The sequence below is a fragment of the Mesorhizobium sp. RCAM 05099 genome (assembly GCF_059683685.1).
On sequence record NZ_CM185035.1, the window covers coordinates 83,854 to 106,781 of the forward strand.

A 22,928-nucleotide genomic window follows, 5' to 3' on the forward strand; every position below is an offset into this window, starting at 1 on the left:
GAAGGGTCTTGCCCCTCAACGATGGCGAGGCGTGACCTGCATGGGCAGGCCGCCTTGCGGCTGCGTGGTCAATTTCTGCACCGGCCAGGGCTTGGTCTCGGCCGTCGTGTCGAAGCGGAAGCGCGACAGCATGATGGCGAGCGCGATGATCGCTTCCTGCATGGCGAAGCTGGCGCCGATGCAGACGCGCGGGCCCGCGCCGAACGGCAGATACTGGAAGCGGTCGATCTTTTCACGGTTTCCCGGGTGGAAGCGTTCCGGCAGGAAGGCGTCGGGCCTGTCCCAAAGCTTCCGGTGGCGGTGGACGACCCACGGCATCACCAGGACGGCCGCGTGCTTCGGGATATAAAGATCCTTCCACATCTCCGGCACGATCGGCTCGCGGTTGATCGATGGCGCCGGCGGATAGAGCCTGAGCGCCTCGTCGAAAGCGGCGCGGGTCAACGGCATGGCGTCCAGCCACTTCGTCGGATCGGGCTCGCGCGCCAGCACCTGGTCGATCTCACGTTCGATCCTGTCGCGCTCCCACGGTGATTCCGCGAGACAATAGAGCGTCCAGCCGAGTGCGCGCGCCGTCGTCTCATGGCCGGCACCGATGAAGGTGATGATGTTGTCCTCGACCTCGGCCCGCGTCAGTCCCTCCGGCCCCTCCGCCTTGAGCAGCAGCGTCAGGAAATCCTGCGGCACGCCATCGGGATCGCGCTTCAATCTGTCTTCGCGCATCTTGACCGTGTCCGTCACGATCTTGCGGAAATAGGCCATGGTCTTGCGGCCGCGGATGCGGGTCAGCCGCGGCAGCCAGTCAGGGGCACGCAACAGGTCGAGCGGATCGACGCGGCCCATGGTCTCGAACAGGCGGTCGATTTCTTTGGCAAAACTGCCCGGCTCGCCAGCGATCTCGCCGGAGAACAGCGTCTCGGCCAGGATGTCGTAGGTGAGCAGGGTCATGTCATGGGCGATGTCGGACGTGTCGCCATCTTCGTAGCGGGTGACGAACTCCTGCGTGCGCTTGAGCATCGGCTGGGCAAAGCTGAAAATATGGCGCGGCGTGAACACCGGCGCCATCGCCTTGCGCGACCGTCTCCAGACCTCGCCCTCGGCGGTCAGCAGGCCGTCGCGCAGGATCGGCCGCAGGATTTTCTGGCGCACCGTCGCCATCTTGTAGTTCTTGGCGTTGTCGACCAGCACATGACGGATGAGGCCGGGATCATTGGCGACGATCAGATGTCCGCCAACGCCATTCGCCGAAATCCAGGGCTCGTTGTAGGTGTGCTCGCCCCACAGTTCGAGCGGGTTGCGGTAGACGATGCGGATCATCTCCAGCGTCGAAGGCGGCGACGTGCGCGGCTTCGGTGCCGGGGGAACAAAGGGGGCGGGCTGGATGTCCATCATGTGCTCCGCTGATACATCAATGTAGTGGCTGGCAATCCAGGCGTCCATGTGGCCGAACAGCAAGGCGCAATCCACGCGACCGGCACGTCGCGGCAGACAGCCTGTTCATCCGATCGTGACCGCCGCGCGCAAGGTCCCGCCTTGTCCACCAGGACGCTCTGCCGTAGTGACAGTTACCAACAGATACCGCTAAACGAAGGAGCCGTCCGTGAAGCACCAGTTGAACATCATCCTCGGCAGCACGCGGCCCGGCCGCGCCGGACCGGTATTCGCGCATTGGCTGGAGACATTCGCGCGCGAGCACGGGAAATTCGAACCGGTGCTGACCGACATCGCCGCGTTCAACCTGCCGGTGCTGGACGAACCGCATCACCCGAAGCTCGGCAACTACCAGAACGATCATACCAAGGCCTGGTCGAAGGCGATCGATGCCGCCGACGCCTTTGTGTTCGTGGCGCCGGAATACAATTATTTCGTGGCGCCGGCGATCGTCAACGCGATCGACTACCTGGCGCGCGAGTGGAAATACAAACCCGCCGCCATTCTCAGCTATGGCGGCGTCTCCGGTGGCCTGCGCGCGGCGCAGGCCCTCAAGCCGCTGCTGACTTCGGTCGGCATCATGCCTATCCCCGAGGGCGTTTCGTTGCCGCTCTATCAGAAACTGCTCGAGAACGACGGCTCCTTCCGGCCGAGCGAACATGTGCAGAGCGGAGCCAAAGCCATGCTGGACGAGCTGTTGCGCTGGAGCGAGGCGTTGAAGCCGATGCGCGCCTCCTGAACGAGCCGGTTTCGGCCAAAAGCCCGGCTTGCTCATGGCATAAAGAGGTGGAATGTTCGCGCAAATGAAGGAGCCGGGGGCGGTTCGACTTGCGTTTGCTGTTTGCCTTGCTGCTGATCTTGTCGGCGACCGCCACCGCGATGGCGGAGCGGCGCGTGGCGCTGGTGATTGCTGCTGACGACTACCGCCTGGTTCGGCCGCTCGCCAATCCCGTCCATGACGGCGAGGCCATGGACGCGGCGCTGAAGAAGCTCGGTTTCGAGGTCGTTCTCGAAACCAACCGCGATCTCAGGCGCATGCGTCGGGCGCTCGATGATTTTCGCCAGGACGCCAAGGGCGCCGACGTGGCGCTGATCTACTTCTCCGGCCACGGCGTCGAAATCTCTGGCGACAATCGTCTGCTGCCGATCGATGCCGATGCCTCTTCGCTCGATGCGCTGGAAAAGAGCAGCCTGCCGCTGGAGGAGGTGCGCGACGCGGTCGCCGCCACCGCCAAGGTCGGGCTGATCGTGCTCGATGCCTGCCGCAGCGATCCGTTCTCTGGCACGGCGGGCGAAGGGCGTGCCGCGACATCGCTGGCCAAGGATGTCGCCGACAAGGTCAAGCCGGGCCTCGGCCGCGTAGGCCGCGCCGAAAACATCCTGTTCGCTTTTTCAGCGGCACCCGGCGAGACGGCCGCCGACGGAACTGGCCAGAACTCGCCATTCACGACAGCGCTGGCCAAATATCTCGGCACCGATGGCCTCGAGATCCGTTCGGTGCTGACCTTGGTCCAGCAGGAGGTCTATGACCTCTCGCGTGGAAAGCAGCTGCCCTATGTCGAGAGCGGCCTGCCGAAACTGTTCTTTGCCGCCTCGGCCAGGGAGCAGTTGCCGGAGCGCGAACGCCTGCTGCTCGCCATGGCCGATGTCACACCGGAAATGCGCGGCGAAGTCGAACAGATCGCCAGCGATGCCGACATGCCGCTGGCGCCACTCTATGGCGCGTTGATCAGTTCAGATGCCAGCCATTTGTCGGCCGACAGCCTGAATGCCAGGCTGCGCGAGGCTGCCGACGCCTTCGTCAAGGTGCGCAGCGAAATGAAGACGCTCGCCTCCGACGATCCGCAGGTGACGGAACTGCGCCGGCAGGCCGAGGAACAGCTTTCGCTCGGCGCCTTCGATGGCGCGCGCGCGATCCTCGCCAGGGCGGCCGACATCGACAATGTTTCGCGCAATGCCTTGAAGGCCAATTTCGTCAGTCGCACGCTGTCCGAAGCCGCGACGCGTTTTCTTTCCGGTGGTGCGGCGCGCGCAGACCTCGACTACGCCACCGCCATCAAGGACTATGAATCAGTGCTGGCCCTCTACGGCGAAGCCGGGCAAACCTCGCTGGCGCTGGACGACGCCGACCGTCAGATCCGCACGCTGGATGAGCTCGGCAAGCTCTATACCCTTGTCGGCAACACCGATGCGGCAGGCCGCGCCTTTGCGGCGCTGGTCTCCAATCTCGAGCTGCGTTCCGGCCGCGAAACCGATCCGAGCGTCAAGCGCGATTTCGCCGTCAGCCATATCAAGCTCGGCAACATCAGGCTTGCGCAAGGCGATCTGTCGGCCGCGCTGCAAGGCTACCAGGCGGCGAAGGCGATCTTGCGGGACCTGACCGCGGCCCGGCCGGACAAGCTGCCATGGTTCGGCGATCTGGCCATGGCAGACGACAAGATCGGCAATGTGCTGGTGACGCAAGGCGATCTGGCTGGTGCCGCGCAGGTCTACCAGGAAAGCCTGTCCATCAAGAAGCAGCTCGCCGACAACGAGCCGGACCGCGCCGAACTGCAGCGCGATCTGACCATCAGCTATGACGAGATCGGCGACCTTGCCCACGTCATGGGCCAGCTGGACAATGCGCAGGTGGCTTATGAGGAGAGCCTGAAGATCCGCTTGGCACTGGCCGGCAAGAAACCGCAGGATGCCGAGCGGCAGCGCGATGTCTCGGTCAGCCATGAGACGATCGGCGATCTCAAGCGCGAGCGCGGCGATCCCGCAGGGGCGCTCGCGGCCTACCATGCAAGCCAGGCGATCGTCGAACGGCTGGCGAGCCGCGACCCGGACAATACCGAGCTGAAGCGCGACCTGTCGGTCGGCAACGCCAAGATCGGAAATGCGCTGAGCGATCAGGAGGACTGGCCGGCGGCGCTCGCCGCCTATCAGGATGCCCTCTCGATAGCCCGCGTGCTGGCGGCCAGTGACCCGAACAACACCGACTGGCAACGCGACCTTTCCGTGAGCCTTGAAAAGGTCGCCGGGGTTCTGGCCACACAGGACGACCAAAAAGGCGCGCTGAAAGCCTATATGGACAGTTTCGTCATCGCCGACCGGCTGGCCAAGCTCGATCCTGGAAATGCCGACTGGCAACGCGACCTGTCGATCACGCTGTCCGAAATCGGCATGCTCAAAGTCAAGCAGCGCGATATCAAGGGGGCGCGGCAGGCATTCCAGGATAGTCTCGACATCCGCCAGCAGCTTGCCCAGTCCGACCCGGACAATGCCACCTGGCAGCGCGACCTGGTGGTTGCCATGGTCGATTACGCTCAAGTCGCCAAGAACCCCAAGGCGGTGCTTTCCCAGGCGCTCGACATGACGCAGGAGCTCGACCGCAGCGGGCGGCTGGCGCCACGATACAAGTTCATGATCAAGTTTCTCAGGGACCGGTTGGCCAAGGTGAAATAAGGCCTGGCGGGAGCCCGGCATGGACAGCCGGCTCATTCCCCTGGAAATGGCCGCAAACCTTGGAAAAACCGCCTTTAGCGCCTATATCTAGGCAATAGCAGAGGCGCGATTCGGGGCCGATTTTTCGCGCTGTACAAGCGGCATCTAGACAACAGGTTTTCATGAGCGACCAGACCGAGAACGCCAACGGCGCCGAAGCCGAATACGGCGCCGATTCCATCAAGGTTTTGAAGGGGTTGGACGCTGTCCGCAAACGCCCCGGAATGTATATCGGCGACACCGACGACGGGTCGGGCCTGCATCACATGGTCTATGAGGTGGTCGACAACGCCATCGACGAGGCGCTGGCCGGCCACGCCGACCTCGTCACGGTGACGCTCAACCCCGACGGTTCGGTGACGGTTATCGACAATGGCCGTGGCATTCCGACCGATATCCACACCGGCGAAGGCATTTCCGCCGCCGAAGTGATCATGACGCAGCTGCATGCTGGCGGCAAGTTCGACCAGAACTCCTACAAAGTGTCCGGCGGTCTGCATGGCGTCGGCGTCTCGGTGGTCAACGCCCTTTCGGCATGGCTGAAGCTCAAGATCCGCCGCAACGGCCAGATCTTCGAGATGAGCTTCACGCATGGCAATGCCGATGCGCCGCTGAAGGCGACGGGCAGCTATGAGCAGAACAAGCAGCCGGGCACCTATGAAGGACGCAGCGGCAGCCAGATCACCTTCTTTCCGTCGGCCGAGACCTTCACCATGGTCGAATTCGACTTCGCCACACTGGAACACCGGCTGCGCGAACTCGCCTTCCTGAATTCCGGCGTGCGCATCGTTTTGACCGATGCCCGCCATGCCGACATCGTGCGCCATGAGCTGCACTATGATGGAGGCCTCGAAGAGTTCGTCAAATATCTCGACCGGGTCAAGAAACCGCTGATCGACAAGCCGATCGCCATCAAGGCCGAGCGCGACGGCATCACCGTCGAAGTGGCGATGTGGTGGAACGACAGCTACCACGAGAACGTGCTGGCCTTCACCAACAACATCCCGCAGCGCGACGGCGGCACCCATCTGGCCGGTTTCCGCGGCGCGCTGACCCGCCAGGTCACCGGCTATGGCGAATCTTCTGGCCTGACCAAGAAGGAAAAGGTCTCGCTGATCGGCGACGACTGCCGCGAGGGCCTGACGGCTGTGCTGTCGGTCAAGGTTCCCGATCCGAAATTCTCCTCGCAGACCAAGGACAAGCTGGTCTCGTCGGAAGTGCGCCCGGTCGTCGAAGGGTTGGTCAACGAAGCGCTCGGCACCTGGCTGGAAGAACACCCGAGCGAGGGCAAGGTGGTCATCGAGAAGGTGATCCAGGCCGCGGCGGCGCGCGAGGCCGCGCGCAAGGCGCGTGACATCACCCGCAAGAGCTCGCTCGGCGTCACCTCGCTGCCCGGCAAGCTGGCCGACTGCCGAGAACGCGACCCGGCGAAATCCGAAATCTTCATCGTCGAGGGTGACTCGGCCGGCGGCTCGGCCAAGGGCGGCCGTTCGCGCCAGAACCAGGCGATCCTGCCTTTGCGCGGCAAGATCCTCAATGTCGAGCGGGCACGCTTCGACCGCATGCTCGGCTCCGACATGATCGGCACGCTGATCACCGCGCTCGGCACCTCGATCGGCAAGGACGAGTTCAACGCCGACAAGCTGCGCTATCACAAGATCATCCTGATGACCGACGCCGACGTCGACGGCGCCCATATCAGAACCTTGCTGCTCACCTTCTTCTTCCGGCAGATGCCGGAACTGATCGAGCGCGGCCATCTCTACATCGCCCAGCCGCCGCTCTACAAAGTGACGCGCGGCAAGAGCTCGCAATACATCAAGGACGAGAGCGCCTTCGAGGAATTCCTGATCGGTTCGGGGCTGGAAGAGGCGTCGCTTGCGCTCGGCTCGGGCGAAGTTCGCGCCGGGCAGGACCTGCGCAGCGCCATCGACGATGCGCTGGCCGTGCGCCAGCTCATCAACGGCCTGCACACGCGCTACAACAGAGGCGTGGTCGAGCAGGCGGCGATCGCCGGCGGCCTTAACCCGGACGTGTTTACCGACCTCGGCCGCGCCAATGCCATGGCCGAACGCGTCGCCAAGCGCCTCGACATCATTGCCGAGGACACCGAGCGCGGCTGGACCGGCCGCATGTCGACCTCGAATGAAGGTACTGGCGGCTATGTGTTCGAGCGCACGGTGCGCAGCGTCAAGGAATACGCGCATCTCGATCTCGCGCTGATCAATTCGGCCGATGCGCGCCAGCTCGACCGCTACGCACAGCGCCTCAGCGACGTCTACGGAACGCCACCGGTGCTGCGCCGCAAGGAAGTCTCCGAAACCATCTCGGGACCGCTGGCGCTGCTCAACGCGGTCTTTGCGACCGGTCGCAAGGGCCTGACCATGCAACGCTACAAGGGTCTCGGCGAGATGAATGCCGAGCAGCTCTGGGAAACCACGCTCGACCCGAATGTGCGCTCGCTGCTGCAGGTCAAGGTCAACGACGCGACCGACGCGGACAGCCTGTTCTCGCGGCTGATGGGCGACGAGGTCGAGCCGAGGCGTGAATTCATCCAGGACAACGCGCTTTCGGTCGCCAATCTGGATATCTGATCTCTGGTGTTGGCGCGCCACGGCGCGCCAATTGTTCCGCCCGTGGCAAGCAAAATCATTTTATAACCCGCCGGAACAGAAGCCCCCTCGGGACATTGTGACAACATCGATCACAATTTCTCACAGGAGGCCTTCATGGGACGTGGCATTTTGCTCTGGTTGCTCGGAATTCCGATTCCAATCATTATTCTGATCATGCTGTTCGTACGGTAGGGGGCATTGATGCAGTCCACCCTATCGGCCGTCGACGTATCCTCATCCACCGAATCCTCCGCCACGGCCGTCAGCTGGGGACCGATCATCGCCGGTGCCTTCGCGGCCTCGACCTTGACCTTCATCCTCATGCTGCTCGGCTCCGGGCTTGGGCTGAGCATGGTTTCACCATGGTCGGGCTCGGGCGCTTCGGTCACCACCTTCGCGGTGTCCACCGCCATCTGGCTCGTCATCGTGCAATGGCTGTCCTCCGGTGTCGGCGGCTACCTTGCAGGACGCCTGCGCACCAAATGGGTCGGCGTCCATACCGACGAGGTCTATTTCCGTGACACCGCCCACGGCTTCCTCGCCTGGGCATTGGCCACCTTGCTCGTCGTCGGCGTGCTCGGCTCGGCCCTGTCCGCAGCGCTGGGTTCAGGCGTGCAGGCTGTGTCCACCGTCGCGTCGGGTGCGGCCATGGGTGCATCGGCCGGGGCCTCCGCCAATGCCGGCAACGCATCGATCGACAATGCGACCTCCTACCTGGTGGATTCGCTGTTTCGTCCGGCCGATCCGAGCAAGCTCGCGGCCGCCGGTCCGGACGGCGATGCCGCCGCGGTAGGGCAGGCCTCGCGCATCCTGATCGCCAGTGCAGCCGCAGGCGAAATCTCGGCCGACGACAAGACCTACCTGTCGCAATTGGTCGCCGCCCGCACCGGTCTTTCCGAAGCCGATGCCAAGGCACGGGTCGATGCGCTGGTTGCCAAGGTGCAGGATGCCAAAGTCAAGGCGCAGCAGGCGGCCGATACCGCCAGGAAGGCAAGTGCGACCTTCGCGCTGCTCGGGGCATTGTCGCTTGTCATCGGCGCCTTCATCGCCTCCGCCGCTGCTGCCCTCGGCGGCAGGCAGCGCGATGACGAGGAAGCGCTTTTCATCACCAGCCGCTGAACCGGCCACACCGTTGAAACGCAAAAGCCCGGCCGCGAGGCCGGGCTTTTGTTTGGCTCAATCTCGCTGTCGCCGGCTCAGTGATCCATGGCCTTGACGATCTCCTCGGTCATCTTCTTGGCGTCGCCGAGCAGCATCATGGTGCCATCCTTGTAGAACAGCGTGTTGTCGATGCCGGCATAGCCGGAGCCGAGCGAGCGCTTGACGAACAGGCAGGTGCGGGCCTTGTCGACATCGAGGATCGGCATGCCGTAGATCGGTGACGACTTGTCGTCACGGGCCGAAGGGTTGGTGACATCGTTGGCGCCGATGACATAGGCGACGTCGGCCTGCGCGAACTCGGAGTTGATGTCCTCGAGCTCGAACACCTCGTCATAGGGCACGTTGGCTTCAGCGAGCAGCACGTTCATGTGGCCGGGCATGCGGCCGGCGACCGGATGGATGGCGTATTTGACGTCGACGCCGTTGGCCTTGAGCTTGTCGGCCATCTCACGCAGCGCATGCTGCGCCTGGGCGACCGCCATGCCGTAGCCGGGCACGATGATGACCTTCTGCGCGTTCATCATCAGGTAGGCGGCATCGTCGGCCGAACCCTGCTTGACCGTGCGCTCGATGCCATCATCGGCGGCGGCCGCCGTCTCGCCGCCGAAACCGCCGAGAATGACCGAGATGAAGCTGCGGTTCATGCCCTTGCACATGATGTAGGACAGGATCGCGCCGGACGAGCCGACCAGCGCACCGGTGATGATCAGCGCCAGATTGCCGAGCGTGAAGCCCAGTGCCGCCGCCGCCCAGCCTGAATAGGAATTCAGCATCGAGACGACGACCGGCATGTCGGCGCCGCCGATCGGGATGATCAAGAGGATGCCGAGCACCAGCGACGCCGCGACGATCAGCCAGAACACCAGCTTCGATTCGGTGCCGACCAGCAGCACGATCAACACGATCAGCGCGATGCCGAGCGCGGCGTTGATGAAGTGGCGGCCGCCGATCATGATCGGCTTGCCCGACATGCGGCCATCGAGCTTGAGGAAGGCGATGACCGAGCCGGTGAAGGTGATGGCGCCGATAGCGACGCCCAGGCTCATCTCGATCAGCGCCTGGGCATGGATGTCGCCCGCCGTGCCGATGCCAAAGCTTTCCGGCGCGTAGATGGCCGCGGCCGCGACCATGACAGCGGCGAGGCCGACCAGCGAGTGGAAGGCGGCGACCAGTTGCGGCATCGAGGTCATGGCAATGCGGCGCGCGGTGATGGCGCCGACGCCACCGCCAATGGCAAGACCGAGCACGATCAGGCCGAAGCGGCCGGCCGACGGGGTTGCCAGCGCCAGCGTGGTGGCGATGGCGATGGCCATGCCGATCATGCCGTAGAGGTTGCCCTGGCGGCTGGTCGTCGGGTGCGACAGGCCGCGCAGCGCCATGATGAACAGGACGCCGGAAACCAGATAGAGGAAGGACGCGAAGTTGGCGTTCATGGCGCTCTACTTGTCCTTCTTCTTGTACATGGCCAGCATGCGCTGGGTGACGAGGAAGCCGCCGAAGATGTTGACCGACACCAGCATCAGCGCGACGAAGCCGAAGCCGGCGGCGATGCCGGAGGCCGCGATGCCGACGGCAAGCAGCGCGCCGACGACGATGACGGACGAGATGGCGTTGGTGACAGCCATCAACGGCGTGTGCAGCGCCGGAGTCACCGACCAGACGACATAATAGCCGACGAAGATCGCCAGCACGAAGATGGCAAAGCGGAACACGAAGGGATCGATGGAGCCGCCGGAAAGCGCGTGCGCGGCATCGCCGGCCGCCTCGGCGCCGCCGGGTGCGGTCGCCATGTTTTGTACCGCCAGCCGAACGGCGGCGGAGGCCTGGTCGAGCTGGTCGAGGGCTTTCTGCAGGGTCTGATCCATCACGCAATGCCTTTCGACTTCGACGAGGGCGACTTGGATGCGGCCGGTTTCCTGGGCGCGGCTTTCTTCGCGGCAGCAGGTTTGCCCGAAGCATCGGCGACCATGGTCTTGGCCGGGATCGCGGCCGGCTCGACATGAGGCTGCTGGTCGGCCTTTACGAAGGCCGGATGCACGATCTTGCCGCCGTCGGTCAGCATCGTCGCCTTGACCAGATCGTCATCGCGGTTGATGGCAAGCGTCTTCGTCGTCTTGTCGACCAGCGTCTCGACGAAAGCAAACAGGTTCCTGGCATAGAGCAGCGAAGCCGATGCGGCGATGCGGCCGGGCACATTGAGATGGCCGACGATCTTGACGTTGTTGGCCGTGGTGACGACCTGACCGGCTACGGCACCCTCGACATTGCCGCCGCGTTCGACCGCAAGGTCGACGAGCACCGAGCCCGGCTTCATCGAAGCCACCATCGCCGCCGAAACCAGCTTCGGCGCGGGCCGGCCGGGGATCAGCGCCGTGGTGATGACGATGTCCTGCTTGGCGATATGCTCGGCGGTAAGCGCCGCCTGCTTGGCCTGGTATTCCTTCGACATTTCCTTGGCGTAGCCGCCCGCCGTTTCGGCCGCCTTGAACTCGTCGTCCTCGACCGCGAGGAACTTCGCGCCCAGCGAGGCAACCTGTTCCTTGGCCGCCGGGCGCACGTCCGTGGCGGTGACGACCGCGCCAAGCCGCCTTGCCGTGGCGATCGCCTGCAGGCCGGCGACGCCCACGCCCATGATGAAGACCTTTGCCGCCGGCACCGTGCCGGCCGCCGTCATCATCATCGGCAACGCCCGGTCATATTCCGAAGCGCCGTCGATCACGGCCTGGTAGCCGGCAAGATTGGCTTGCGAGGACAGAACGTCCATCGATTGCGCCCGGGTGATGCGCGGCATGAACTCCATCGAGAAGGCGGTGACGCCGGCTTTGGCCAGAGCCGCGACGGCGGCATCATTGCCATAGGGATCCATGATGGCGATGACCGCCGCACCAGGCTTGTAGCTCTTCAGCTCGGCATCACCAGGCCGGCGCACTTTCAGCACCACATCGGCCCTGGCGACATCGGAAGCCTTGCCGATCGTGGCTCCGGCCTTGGAAAACTCCTCGTCGGGGATGCGCGACCTTGTGCCGGCGCCGGTCTCGACGACAACGTCGAACCCCAATCCCGCCAGCCGTTTCACAGTGTCGGGCGAGGCCGCGACACGTGGCTCGTTGGCATCGAGCTCACGAGGGATGAAAACCGTCTGTCCCACCGCATGATCCTTTCGGCTGGAACCTGTTTCCGCAAGACGTCGGCCGGACTTCCGGCGGCGCCCCCGGGCAAAGGGTCTGAAAAGTCTATCGGAGAATAAAGCCGCCGACGGCCAGGATCAGGACGAACAGGATGGTCGCCGAGAAGAAGCCGCCTGCAAAGAAGCCAAAAGCCATCGCCAACAAAAGGGCGCCGCAAAACAGCGAGCCGTATTTGGCGAGCATGAGGAAGCCCGCATAGGTGCGGTCATGCTCGGCGTAGTCCATCTTCGCGCCCAGTTCGACAGGACCGGTCGGCGTGTGCTCAGCCATAGGAATTTCCCTTCGAAGACATCTTTGAGGCACATAGCGAAAAGCCGGGCCGAGGGCAATGGTGCTATTGCCGCATCGCCGGCGACAACTGCCTCAAGGGAAAGTTGAAGCCGGCTGCCGACGCGGCGCTGGATCTCGGCGACAAACGGCATCAGCGGCTTTGAACATGCGGTGACAATTTCGCGATTCCTTGGCGACGTAAGGAGAGGCTATTGTCGCCGACAACATCGGCCGAACGGTGAAGCGCCATGATCTCGCCGACACAGAAATTTGACTGGAACGGCACCAGCATCGCATGGGGCACGGCCGGCTCCGGTCCACCGATTGTGCTCGTCCACGGAACCCCGTTCTCCTCGCATGTCTGGCATCGGGTCGCTCCTGAACTGGCGCGCGACCATACGCTGTATTTCTACGATCTTCCCGGATATGGGCGATCTGACAAACGGGAAGGCCAGGATGTTTCGCTGGGCATCCAGAATGGGGCGCTGGCGGCAATACTGGGTTTCTGGAAGCTCGAGCGGCCTAAAGTTATCGCCCATGATTTCGGTGGCGCCACTGCCTTGCGCGCGCATTTGATCGACGGTTGCAACTATGAAAGGCTGCTGCTGATCGATCCGGTGGCGGTGCGCCCCTGGGGCTCGCCCTTTGTCCAGCATGTCCGGCAGCATGAAGCCGCCTTCGCTGGCGTGCCGGACTACATCCAGGCGGCAATCCTGAAAGCGTATGTTGCGGGCGCCGCAGCCAGGCCCCTGCCGGACAGCGAGCTCGAGCCCTATATCGCGCCGTGGACAGGGCCGATTGGCCAGCCGGCTTTCTATCGCCAGATCGCTCAGATGGATCAGCGTTTCACCGACGAGGTCGAGCCGCTCTATGCCGAATTCCGCTGTCCGGTGGCTTTGCTATGGGGAGAAGAAGATAGCTGGATTCCTCCCGAGCGAGGCAAGAAGCTCGCGGCCCTGCTGCCGGATTGCGCCCTGACCCTCATTACCGGGTCCGGCCATCTCATGCAGGAAGATGCCCCTGAAGCGATCGTAGCAGCAGCCCTGCGCTTTTTCGCGGGTTGACGGACCTTCAGCCGGCAAGATGCGGGAAAAGCCCGAGCAATCCGACGACGATCAGATAAAGCGCGACGATGTAGTTCAACAGCCGTGGCATCACCAGGATCAGCACGCCGGCGATCAGCGAGATGAGTGGGGTAAGCGCGAGCTGTGAAATGTGCATGTCGGGTTCCTTCGGACAGGGTTCGTTGGCATGATGACAAAGACGGCGCGAAGCACGCCGCCGTCATCAGAACGCGGATATGGCCGGAAAGCTCCAGACGCCTGGCGAAAATCGCGTAGCCTCAAGCGGCTTCGCGAAAGTACTTTGCCGTCGGCAGAATGGTCAGCGGCGCCAGTTCGCCCGCACCAGGCGTCTCGAACAGCATGCGTTGCTCCATCGGAGTCGACCGGAAGAACGGGAACCGGGAGAAGGAGCGCTCGCGGATCGCGTTGACGTTGGCCCGGTAGAGCACGACCTTGTAGTTCAGGCCTGGATAATCGCGCAGCTCGCCGATCTGCTCGGAACAGTAGATGCGACGGTAAAAACCCGCATGTTCCGGCCGAATGGTCGACAGGCAGTAAGGTGCATCGAAATAGAAGCAAGCCATACCGGCGAGGCGCAACGTCAGATAGGGAATCTGTGGATAGATCCTTGACCAGTCGGGGTCGGCGGCAAAGCGGCTGGGGTCGGCGAAATGCGCGCCAGCGGCAAGCATTGGCCGCAAGATGTCACCGTAGACCGTGGTGGAGGGCGATTGCGGGGTCGCGCTGCAGGCATGATGGATGCGCAGCGTGCTGACCAGTTCCCCGTCAATGTAAATGCCGAACTTCGAGCAATTCTCGGTTTCGTCGAGCTCATCGTGCACAATATGTTCGGGGTTTTCCGGCACCATATCGCTCAACCGATAGGACTTGTAGCGCAACCTATAGATGTCTTCGAGATCTTCGCCCTTGTCGCAGCGGCGATACTCTGTGCGCTCCAGCATTGCCGAAATGTTCCGAGCAAAGCTCGACATGTTGTCGGACGAATTTTCTCCGTCCGTGCCCGCCGCATGGCGAAGCACCGCCAACTGCCCGTCCATCATGCGTCCCCGTAAGTTGCCGCCGCAGTTCAACCCTACGACAGGCCCCCGGGATGTAAAGATGAAAATGGGATAGACGTCGTTTACTCATCGTTAACGTTAACAATTCGTAAAATTTTATGAAAATGCATCGCTTCCCTGGCAAGGAGTCAGAGGCGTGCGATCCTCTTGGCTGTCTTGATGTCCTTGGCGAAGGGCCAGACCGTGCTCGACATCGTGTCGATACCGGACGCGCTGAGCGCCGAGCCGAACAGGAAACCCTGCACAAGGTCGGGTTTGACCTGCAGCGCCAGGATCTTGAGCTGCTCGAACGTCTCGACGCCTTCGACCGTCACCGAAAGCCCCAACGGCCGTGACAGATTGACAATGCCCTTGAGCAGTTCAAGCGAGCGGGCGTTCTGGGTGACATCGATCAGGAACGAGCGGTCGATCTTGATCTTGTCGAGCGGCAGCTTGTGCAGGTAGCTCAGGCTCGAATAGCCGGTGCCGAAATCGTCGAGCGCGATGCGCACGCCAAGCTGCTTCAGTTCCTCGATGTACTGGCGCGTCAGCGACTTGTCGTCGAGCAGCGCCGTTTCGGTGACCTCGATCTCCAGCCGGCCGGCGGCGAGGCCGGAGCTGGCCAAGGCATCGCGAACCTTCTGGATGACGTCACGGTTGCGGAAATCCTTGGCGGAAAGGTTGACCGAGACGCTGGTCTGGTTCGGCCATTTGGCGCATTCGGCGCAGGCTGCCTGCAGCACGAAGGTGCTGATCTCGGAAATGATGCCCATTTCCTCTGCCAATGGAATGAAGATGCTCGGCGAAACCGGCCCAAGATCCGGATGATCCCAACGGCACAACGCCTCGCAACTGGCGATGCGCATGGTGCTCATCGCCACGATCGGCTGATAGACCACCCGCAAACTCTTGGCCTCCACGGCGCTGCGCAGATCCGCCTTCATCAACTGACGATTGCGGAAGGCGGCATCCATCGAGGCCTCGAACAGCCGCCAGCTGTTCTTGCCGAGTTCCTTGGCCTTGTAGAGCGCCAGGTCCGCCTTGACGATCATGGCGTCGACATCGGTGTCCTTGACCCGCGACAGCACCGCGCCGCCGCTGGCCTGGATGCGCAGCCCGTGACCGGCGACGTCGACTTCCCCCTGCAGGCCGGCGAAAATCTCGTCGAGCTGACTGGTCAGATCGCTCTCATCCTCGACGCGGTCGAAAAAGATCATGAATTCGTCGCCGCCGAAACGGCTAACCGTGATGCCTTGCCCGGCAATGGCGGCGAGCCGCTCGGCAACGGCGTAGATCAAACCGTCGCCGATTGGATGTCCAAGCGTGTCGTTGACACTCTTGAAATCGTCAAGGTCGAGCACCGCCAGCCCGCAGAGACGGTCGCGGTCGCCGGACGCCATGGCCTCGCCGACCAGTTCGTGGAAATAGGCGCGGTTGGGCAGGCCGGTAAGGTTGTCGTAGCGCGCCATGAAGCGGATCTTTTCTTCCGCCTCGACACGGGCGGTCACGTCCTCGAACGTGATGACGCCCAGTTCCTGGCTGCCTTCGCGCGCGGAGAACTCATAGTGCTGGCCATTGGCGAGCGAAACGAGCACCTTGCGGTCACGGCCCTCGCGTAGGGCGCGTGTCAGCTGGGCCTCGATATAACGGCAGTCCTTGGGCGCCAGCATGCCGCCGGCGACGCCACGCATCAGAAGGCCATGGATCGACCGCCCGAGCAGCGCATCCGGCGATTTGAGCGACATCAGATGCGCGGCTTCGGCATTGGCCACCGCCACCCGGCCGTCCGGGCCCAGCATGACAAGGCCATGCGACATGGTGTTGAGCGCCCGGTTGAAGCGCTGGGCAATGCGGTTCGCCTTCTTTTCTTCCGACAAGGCAGCAAAAAGCACCTCGCGGACCAGGTCGGCGAAGCGCTTGATGGCAAACAGGAAAGGCGCCGAGAGCAGACCCAGGATAAAATGATAGGGATCACCGCGCAGGATGAAGCCCAGCGAGATCGGCCAGGTCATGGTCATGATGAAGATCATGACCATCCTGGGCGAGCCATAGTTGCGGCCGGCGATCGCAGTAGCGGAGGCGAGCGTCACGCAGACGGCCGCGATCTCGGCGAAACTGTCATAGGCTAGATAGATGCCGACGAAACAGAAGGTGCCCAGCATGAAACCATGCATGGAGCCATAGAAAATGTAATCGTTCTCGCGTTGACGCGCTTCTTCCCGGCTCTTCGGCACCGGCGCATTCCGATACTTTCGGATGTTGCGCAGACGCAGGAATGCAACCGTCAGAAAACCAAACGTCACGGCAAGATAGGCTGGATCCCTGGTTTTCCAGTAGACAAGCACCACCAGCAGGGTCTGGGCAAAGAATCCAATCGAAAGCGTCAAACCGTCGCGAAACAGGGTTTCCACGAACGGAATGTAGACGTCGACCGGGATCTCGTTCTTTTTTCTCAGATTCAACGCCTGAATCCCAACCCTTGGGACACAAGCAGTGCCACATCCGCCTTAAGAAACATTTAGAGAGACCGTCACGCCCTTGCCGTCAAGCCTGGTGACGCTGCGGAAAGCGAGGAAAGTGTTCTTCCGGTAAACAAGGCGTATCGATCACTCCGCGGCCTGAAGTTCGGGCCGCGCCGGCGTGTTCGACAAGCGTTCGAGCAGCCTTTGGCGTTCGCCCGCGGCCTTTTCGGCGCTGGCTTGCCGGACGTGGCCGTAGCCGCGGATCAGTGCCGGCACCGAGACCAGCGCAACCGCCGCATCGACCCTGGCCGGCGTCAGCGATCTGGCGACCAGTTCCAGATCCGCCTCATACTGCCCAAGCAGCTGCCGCTCCATGCGCCGCTCGGCGGAGTAACCGAAGAGGTCGAAGGCGGTGCCGCGCAGGCCCTTCATCGCCGCCAGCACGCGAAAACCCTTCATCATCCAGGGACCGAAGCTCGATTTCCTCGGCTTGCCGTCATTGCCGCGGCGCCCCATGATCGGCGGCGCGAGATGGAATTCGAGCTTCTCGTAGCTCTGGAACTGCTTTGCCAAGCCGGCGGCGAAGGAACCGTCGGTATAGAGCCGCGCCACCTCGTACTCGTCCTTGATCGCCATCAGCTTGAACAGGTTCCTGGCCGCCGCCTCGGTCACGGCGGTCGAGCCGGGCACGGCCTTGGCCTCGGCGGCGCGCACAATGGCCAACCTCTCGGCGTAGCGCCTGCCGTAGGCGGCGTTCTGATAGGCGGTCAGGAAAGCGACTCGGCGGGCAATGATGTCGTCCAGCGTCTCGGCGATATCGGCAATCTGCCCGGCCTTGCCCGGCTGAACGACGAGGGCGCGCACGAAATCCGGCTGGTGGGCGGCGCGACGGCCCCAGCGGAACGCCGCGATGTTCATCGCCACGGCTTCGCCATTGAGTTCGATCGCCTTCTCGACCGCCTCGGAGGACAGCGGCAAGCCGCCGTGCTGGAAGGCAAAGCCGAGCATGAACATGTTGGCGCCGAGCGAATTGCCAAACAGCGCGGTGGCGGTTCGCGTGGCGTCGAAGAAATGCGCCTTGTCGTCACCCGCGGCAGTGCGGATCGCCTTCTTCAGGCGCTCTATCGGCAACGAGAAGTCGGCCGACCGGGCGAACTCGCCGGGCATGATCTCCGCCGTGTTGGCGAGGAAGATGGTATGGCCCTCGCGCACCGCGGTCAGCACCTTCTTGGCGCCCGACACCACCAGATCGCAGCCGAGCACGAGATCGGCCTTGCCGGCCGAAACGCGGATGGCATGGATGTCGTCCGGGGTGCGCGCGATGCGGACATGGGTGAACACCGAGCCGCCCTTCTGGGCGAGGCCGGCCATGTCGATCATACCGCAGCCCTTGTCCTCGAGATGGGCGGCCATGCCGAGCACCGCACCGACGGTGACGACACCGGTGCCGCCGACGCCATCGATGATCGCCGCCCAGCCTTGCTCACCCAGCGGGAATTCGGCCGGCGTGGGCACGCCGTCGAGCGGATCGGCCTTGCCGGCCAGGCCCTCGGCCTTGCGGATCTTGGCGCCGTGCACGGTGACAAAGGACGGGCAGAAGCCGTTGACGCAGGAGAAATCCTTGTTGCAGCTCGACTGGTCGATCCTGCGCTTGCGGCCGAATTCGGTTTCGACCGGCTGGATCGAGACGCAGTTCGACTGCACGCCGCAGTCGCCACAGCCTTCACAGACCAGTTCGTTGATGAAGACGCGCTTGTCGGGATCGGGAAAGGTGCCGCGCTTGCGGCGGCGGCGCTTTTCGGCGGCACAGGTCTGGTCGTAGAGCAGGATCGAGACGCCCTTGACGTCGCGCAGCTCACGCTGGACGAGATCAAGATCGTCGCGGTGATGGATGGTGGCGCCAGCCGGGAATTCGGCCTTGCCAGCATATTTGTCGGGTTCGTCGGTGACGATGGCGATGCGGTCGACGCCCTCGGCGCGGACCTGCCCGGCGATCATGTCGACGGTCAGGCCGCCTTCATGCGGCTGGCCGCCGGTCATGGCGACGGCGTCGTTGTAAAGGATCTTGTAGGTGATGTTGGCTTCGGTCGACAGCGCGAAGCGGATCGCCAGCGTGCCGGAATGGTTGTAGGTGCCGTCGCCGAGATTCTGGAAGATGTGGCCGCGCTTGGAGAACGGCGCCTGGCCAACCCATTGTGCGCCCTCGCCGCCCATCGCCGTGAAGCCGACGGTGTTGCGGTCCATCCACAACGCCATGAAATGGCAACCGATTCCGGCCGCGGCGATCGAGCCGTCCGGCACCTTGGTCGAGGAATTGTGCGGGCAGCCGGAACAGAAGAAGGGCGTGCGCGAACCGATGTCGGTGGCGTCGGCCAGCATTGCCTGGAACTGGCGCAGCTTGGCCACCCGCGCCGAAATCTCTTCCGACGGGCCGATGGTTCTGACGATCCTCTCGCCAAGCGCAATGGCGATCTCATTGGGGTCGAGCGCGCCCTTGGCCGGGAACAGCCAGTCGCCGCGCTCGTCCTTCTTGCCGACAATGACTGGCTGGGTGGCGGTGCCGTAAAGGCTCTCGCGCAGTTGCACCTCGATCAGCGAGCGTTTCTCCTCGACGACGACGATGGTGTCGAGGCCGCGGGCAAAGTCGGCGATATGATGCAGGTCGAGCGGCCAGGGGCAGCCGACCTTGAACAACCGCACGCCGATGCGGTTGGCGGCCGCCTCGTCGATGCCGATGTCTTCGAGCGCTTGGCGGACATCGAGATAGCTCTTGCCCAGCGTGATGATGCCGATCTTCGGGTTGCGGCCGCCCGAATAGACGATGCGGTTCAGCCCGTTGGCATGGATGAAAGCGGAGGCGGCGGCGCGTTTGTGTTCATGCAGCCGCTCCTCCTGACCGAGCATGTCGATCTCGTGGCGGATGTTGAGACCGCCGGGCGGCATGTCGAAATCCGGCACGACGATGTTCAGTCGCTCAAGCGAGGCATCGACCGAGGCCGTCGATTCGATGTTGTCCTTGACGCATTTGATCGCCGCCCAGGTGCCGGCGAAGCGCGACATGGCAAAGCCATAGAGCCCGTAGTCGATGATCTCCTGGACACCGGCCGGGTTGAGGATCGGCACCATCGTGTCGACAAACAGGAATTCGGTGGCGTGAGCATTGGTGGAGGATTCGGCCATGTGGTCGTCGCCCATCAGGGCGAGTACACCGCCATGTCTGGACGAGCCGGCGAGATTGGCGTGGCGGAACACGTCGCCAGAGCGGTCGACGCCCGGTCCCTTGCCGTACCAGACCGAAAAGACGCCGTCATGGGTGCCCTCGCCCAGGAGTTCCGTCTGCTGCGATCCCCAACAAGCGGTGGCTGCCAGTTCCTCGTTGAGGCCGGGCTGGAAAACGATGTCGGCCTGGGCGAGCTGCTTCTTCGCCTTCCACAGCTGCATATCGAGGCCGCCGAGCGGTGAGCCGCGATAGCCGGAGACGAAGCCGGCCGTGTTCAGGCCAGCGCGGCGGTCGCGCTCGCGCTGCATCAGAAGCATGCGGATGACCGCCTGCGCGCCGGAAAGGAAGATGCGCTCCTTTCCGAGGTCGAACTTGTCGTCGAGCGCGACGTCGTGCAGCGTCATCAGGCATTTCCTCTGCGAAGGCCGCGCGGGGGCAGGCAGCCAACGTCGGGGTCGGATGACGCATCCTTTCTCCCCTTGCAAGGCAGGTCAAACAAAATCGAAGGGTCCAGCAGAGCGCGGAGAGCAACAGCTGCACACCCGTCAGGCGGATGAGAACGGCACTGGCGGCAGCCTTCGCGGCCGGGGTGCCACCGTCGGCGCTCGCAAGCGGGAGATATCAGGCGGCCTTCGAACAGTCGGGCTTCGGCTCGCCCGGCAGCTTGCCGTCGACGTGGCCGATCATGTCCTTGTTGAGTTCGTAGACCGGCCCGACCACCAGCGGCCGGTCGGGTAGGACCGACTGATCGAGCGACGATGTCAGCGTCGTCTCGAAGCTTTGCAGCAGCGTGCCGTTGGCATCCTCGATGCGGATCGACACGGCATAGGGCTTGTCCTTGACCACGCAGGTGAGTGGCGGGCTGGTGAGCGTGATGTGCGGCAGCTTCGGCCAGATCTTCTGGTTGACGATGATCGGATCGCCGCCGGCCGGATTCTGGAAATTGACCACGGCAACCTGCCCCTCGCCCATCGGGCGCAGCGGATTGAGGGTGATGACATAGGTGGCGATGCCCAGTCGGTAGTTGAACTCGAAAAGCTTGCCCGAAATGGCGAACAGCTGATCCTTGCCAGAGTCCCGGCAGGCGCCAAGGGCGACGGCGGCGAACAAGCACGTACCCAGAACGATCGAACGCGAAAACTTTCTAGACATCGGAGACCTCCCTGGCCGCTGTGCGGCGGCGATAGTGTCGACTGGCCTTCTGACGGTTGCCGCACACCGCCATGTCACACCAAAGGCGGCTGGAATTGCGGCTTCGGTCAACAAACAGCCAACTGCAGTTGGGGCAGATTCTGAGCCTCGCGACGGTGTCGTCGCGCAGCAGCGACAGGGCCGAGACGGCCAGCGCCGCCTCGAAGGCGATTGGCGTCGCCGGATCGCCGAACGGCCGTCCCGCCGCACCGATTTCGGTGTGGCTGGACGTCAGACCGTCGGCGCAGGCCCGCAAGAAGCCCGCCAGCTCGCCGGTGGGGATCGCGCCTTTCGACACAGCGCCGCGAAACAATCGGTCGGTGCTCTCGCGGATCGACAGCACCACCGGCGCTATCGCCTCCGGCGACGGAGCCTGCAACCGCCTGCCACCGAGCTCGGCCGCGCGAAAGCCGCTTGCGGCTTCGGCGAAGCGCGCGATCTCCACCGGATCGTCGAAACGATCGAAGGTCTTCTGGGGGTCGTCGCGCAACACGACGGTGTTGGCCGTGTCGAGCGCCAGAATGCCGCCGGTGAAGCGATGCGGGGTCCAGGATACCGTCATGCGCTAAATCTAACCGATAAATCCTGTTTGACAAGTTAGATTCCACGATGCACCTTTGCTTCGGGCGCGGCCTCGGCGGCGACCTTTCGTTGAGCATGTCGTCGTTCCAAAGCCGCCTTGCACTTTTGGGCGACATGCTCTGAGGACCGTGCATGCTCTATTTCTTCCAGCAGGTTCTGAACGGGCTGCATTCGGGCGCGCTCTATGCCCTGCTCGCCTTCGGCTATGTGCTGACCAACGGCATCCTGCACCGCACCAATCTTGCCTATGGCGCGGTGTTCGCCTTTTGCGGCCACACGATGATCCTTACCGCCGCCTTCGGTTACCAGGCCCTGTGGATGACGCTGTTTACGGCGGTGGCGCTCGGCATCGTCGCGGCTTTCCTTTACGCGGCGCTGATCAGCCATGTCCTGTCCCGCAACGTGTTCGAGCCACTGGCCGACCGCTCGCCCAACGCCATCGTGGTGACGACGCTGGGCATATTGCTGGTGTTGTCGGAGGCCAGCCGCATCGCCGCCGACACGCACGATCTATGGCTGCCGCCGATGCTGGCAGTGCCGGTGATCTTCGCTCAGGATGACCGCTTCAAGGCGACGCTGACACTGATCCAGCTGCTCGACTGCGCCGCCGTGCTGGCGGCCATCGCGCTGGCCGCATGGGCATTCGCGCGCTCGAACTACGGCAGGTCATGGCGCGCGGTTTCCGACGACCCCAAGGCGGCGGCGATGTGTGGCATCGACGTGCGTGCCGTGTTCCGCCACGCGGTGCTGTTCGGCGGCTTCTGCGCCGCGCTCGCCGGCGTGCTTGCCGGCATCTACTATGGCAACATCAGCTTCGGCACCGGCCTGACCTATGGTCTGAAGATCCTGTTCGTGACGGCGGTCGGCGGTTATCTCTCGCCGCCGCGCGCGGCGCTCGGTGCGGCTGCCTTCGGCATGGCCGAATCGCTGTGGGCCGGCTATTTCCCGCTCGAATGGCGCGACGCGTGGATGTACGTGTTCCTCGTCGCCATGCTGGTGCTGATCGGCGCCGGCCGCGACCAGCAGAAGATCGTCTGAACCGCATCAGACTTTGGTTGCATGCCGCGAGGTAGACGGCCGGTATCCGGCCCTGCCGTTCGTTCGATGATGTTTTGACGCCTCTATGCTTGTTGACCCGTCAGTCCACGCGCGGCATACCGTTGGACCACACGGCGTGACGGAAACAAGGGGGGAAGCCGA

The 22,928-nt window shown here is 63.5% G+C and carries 17 protein-coding genes; 6 read left to right on the forward strand and 11 right to left on the reverse strand.

The features are described from left to right. Positions 1 to 15 precede the first annotated feature (15 nt). Positions 16 to 1,389 carry a cytochrome P450 gene (locus AC56QQ_RS00390; protein ID WP_497125111.1) on the reverse strand — a complete coding sequence of 458 codons (1,374 nt, stop codon included), beginning with the start codon at positions 1,387 to 1,389 and terminating at the stop codon, positions 16 to 18. Positions 1,390 to 1,600: 211 nt separating this feature from the next. Between AC56QQ_RS00390 and AC56QQ_RS00395 the strand changes: the two genes are divergently transcribed. The 4 genes from AC56QQ_RS00395 to AC56QQ_RS00410 all read left to right on the forward strand — a co-directional run bounded on the left by AC56QQ_RS00395 (position 1,601) and on the right by AC56QQ_RS00410 (position 8,651). Beyond that, positions 1,601 to 2,170: an NADPH-dependent FMN reductase gene (locus AC56QQ_RS00395; protein WP_497125113.1), complete on the forward strand. Its 570-nt coding sequence runs from the start codon at positions 1,601 to 1,603 to the stop codon at positions 2,168 to 2,170. A gap of 89 nt (positions 2,171 to 2,259) precedes the next feature. Further along, on the forward strand, positions 2,260 to 4,878 hold the full coding sequence (locus tag AC56QQ_RS00400) for a caspase family protein (protein ID WP_497125114.1): 2,619 nt from the start codon (positions 2,260 to 2,262) through the stop codon (positions 4,876 to 4,878). A 161-nt stretch (positions 4,879 to 5,039) separates the two neighbouring features. Further along, a complete protein-coding gene (gene gyrB / locus AC56QQ_RS00405; RefSeq protein WP_497125115.1) occupies positions 5,040 to 7,511 on the forward strand; it encodes a DNA topoisomerase (ATP-hydrolyzing) subunit B in 2,472 nt (823 codons plus the stop codon). Positions 7,512 to 7,733: 222 nt separating this feature from the next. After that, entirely contained in the window at positions 7,734 to 8,651 is a 918-nt protein-coding gene (locus AC56QQ_RS00410) for a hypothetical protein (RefSeq protein ID WP_497125116.1), read from the forward strand. A gap of 77 nt (positions 8,652 to 8,728) precedes the next feature. On the opposite strand, the gene AC56QQ_RS00415 is transcribed toward AC56QQ_RS00410, so the two are convergent. The 4 genes from AC56QQ_RS00415 to AC56QQ_RS00430 all read right to left on the reverse strand — a co-directional run bounded on the left by AC56QQ_RS00415 (position 8,729) and on the right by AC56QQ_RS00430 (position 12,151). After that, positions 8,729 to 10,126: an NAD(P)(+) transhydrogenase (Re/Si-specific) subunit beta gene (locus AC56QQ_RS00415; protein ID WP_091580920.1), complete on the reverse strand. Its 1,398-nt coding sequence runs from the start codon at positions 10,124 to 10,126 to the stop codon at positions 8,729 to 8,731. A gap of 6 nt (positions 10,127 to 10,132) precedes the next feature. Beyond that, positions 10,133 to 10,558 (reverse strand): proton-translocating transhydrogenase family protein, encoded by a 426-nt coding sequence (locus tag AC56QQ_RS00420; protein ID WP_497125117.1) that lies wholly within the window; start codon positions 10,556 to 10,558, stop codon positions 10,133 to 10,135. Continuing rightward, positions 10,558 to 11,841, reverse strand: coding sequence for a Re/Si-specific NAD(P)(+) transhydrogenase subunit alpha (locus AC56QQ_RS00425; protein WP_497125118.1), 1,284 nt, complete (start codon positions 11,839 to 11,841; stop codon positions 10,558 to 10,560). Before AC56QQ_RS00425 ends, AC56QQ_RS00420 begins: the two co-directional genes overlap by 1 nt. 85 nt (positions 11,842 to 11,926) lie before the next feature. Then, on the reverse strand, positions 11,927 to 12,151 hold the full coding sequence (locus AC56QQ_RS00430) for an aa3-type cytochrome c oxidase subunit IV (protein ID WP_091580925.1): 225 nt from the start codon (positions 12,149 to 12,151) through the stop codon (positions 11,927 to 11,929). Between the two features lie 248 nt (positions 12,152 to 12,399). Here AC56QQ_RS00430 and AC56QQ_RS00435 point away from each other — a divergent pair, with 248 nt between their 5' ends. Next, positions 12,400 to 13,215: an alpha/beta fold hydrolase gene (locus tag AC56QQ_RS00435; RefSeq protein WP_497125119.1), complete on the forward strand. Its 816-nt coding sequence runs from the start codon at positions 12,400 to 12,402 to the stop codon at positions 13,213 to 13,215. 7 nt (positions 13,216 to 13,222) lie between these two features. Here AC56QQ_RS00435 and AC56QQ_RS00440 read toward each other — a convergent pair whose 3' ends face one another. The 6 genes from AC56QQ_RS00440 to AC56QQ_RS00465 all read right to left on the reverse strand — a co-directional run bounded on the left by AC56QQ_RS00440 (position 13,223) and on the right by AC56QQ_RS00465 (position 21,708). Continuing rightward, positions 13,223 to 13,372 carry a DUF3096 domain-containing protein gene (locus tag AC56QQ_RS00440; RefSeq protein WP_080680904.1) on the reverse strand — a complete coding sequence of 50 codons (150 nt, stop codon included), beginning with the start codon at positions 13,370 to 13,372 and terminating at the stop codon, positions 13,223 to 13,225. A 121-nt stretch (positions 13,373 to 13,493) separates the two neighbouring features. Next, positions 13,494 to 14,273, reverse strand: coding sequence for an N-acyl amino acid synthase FeeM domain-containing protein (locus AC56QQ_RS00445; RefSeq protein ID WP_489863586.1), 780 nt, complete (start codon positions 14,271 to 14,273; stop codon positions 13,494 to 13,496). A gap of 149 nt (positions 14,274 to 14,422) precedes the next feature. Continuing rightward, complete coding sequence (locus tag AC56QQ_RS00450; protein ID WP_489859044.1) at positions 14,423 to 16,735, reverse strand: putative bifunctional diguanylate cyclase/phosphodiesterase; 2,313 nt, start codon at positions 16,733 to 16,735, stop codon at positions 14,423 to 14,425. Positions 16,736 to 16,879: 144 nt separating this feature from the next. Next, on the reverse strand, positions 16,880 to 20,359 hold the full coding sequence (locus AC56QQ_RS00455) for an indolepyruvate ferredoxin oxidoreductase family protein (RefSeq protein WP_497125120.1): 3,480 nt from the start codon (positions 20,357 to 20,359) through the stop codon (positions 16,880 to 16,882). 217 nt (positions 20,360 to 20,576) lie between these two features. Next, positions 20,577 to 21,107, reverse strand: coding sequence for a hypothetical protein (locus tag AC56QQ_RS00460; protein WP_497125121.1), 531 nt, complete (start codon positions 21,105 to 21,107; stop codon positions 20,577 to 20,579). Then, complete coding sequence (locus tag AC56QQ_RS00465; RefSeq protein ID WP_497125122.1) at positions 21,100 to 21,708, reverse strand: CGNR zinc finger domain-containing protein; 609 nt, start codon at positions 21,706 to 21,708, stop codon at positions 21,100 to 21,102. Before AC56QQ_RS00465 ends, AC56QQ_RS00460 begins: the two co-directional genes overlap by 8 nt. 152 nt (positions 21,709 to 21,860) lie before the next feature. Here AC56QQ_RS00465 and AC56QQ_RS00470 point away from each other — a divergent pair, with 152 nt between their 5' ends. Further along, the gene (locus AC56QQ_RS00470; protein ID WP_497125123.1) at positions 21,861 to 22,766 is read left to right on the forward strand and encodes a branched-chain amino acid ABC transporter permease; all 906 of its coding nucleotides are present in this window, start codon (positions 21,861 to 21,863) and stop codon (positions 22,764 to 22,766) included. The last annotated feature ends 162 nt before the right edge of the window (positions 22,767 to 22,928 follow it).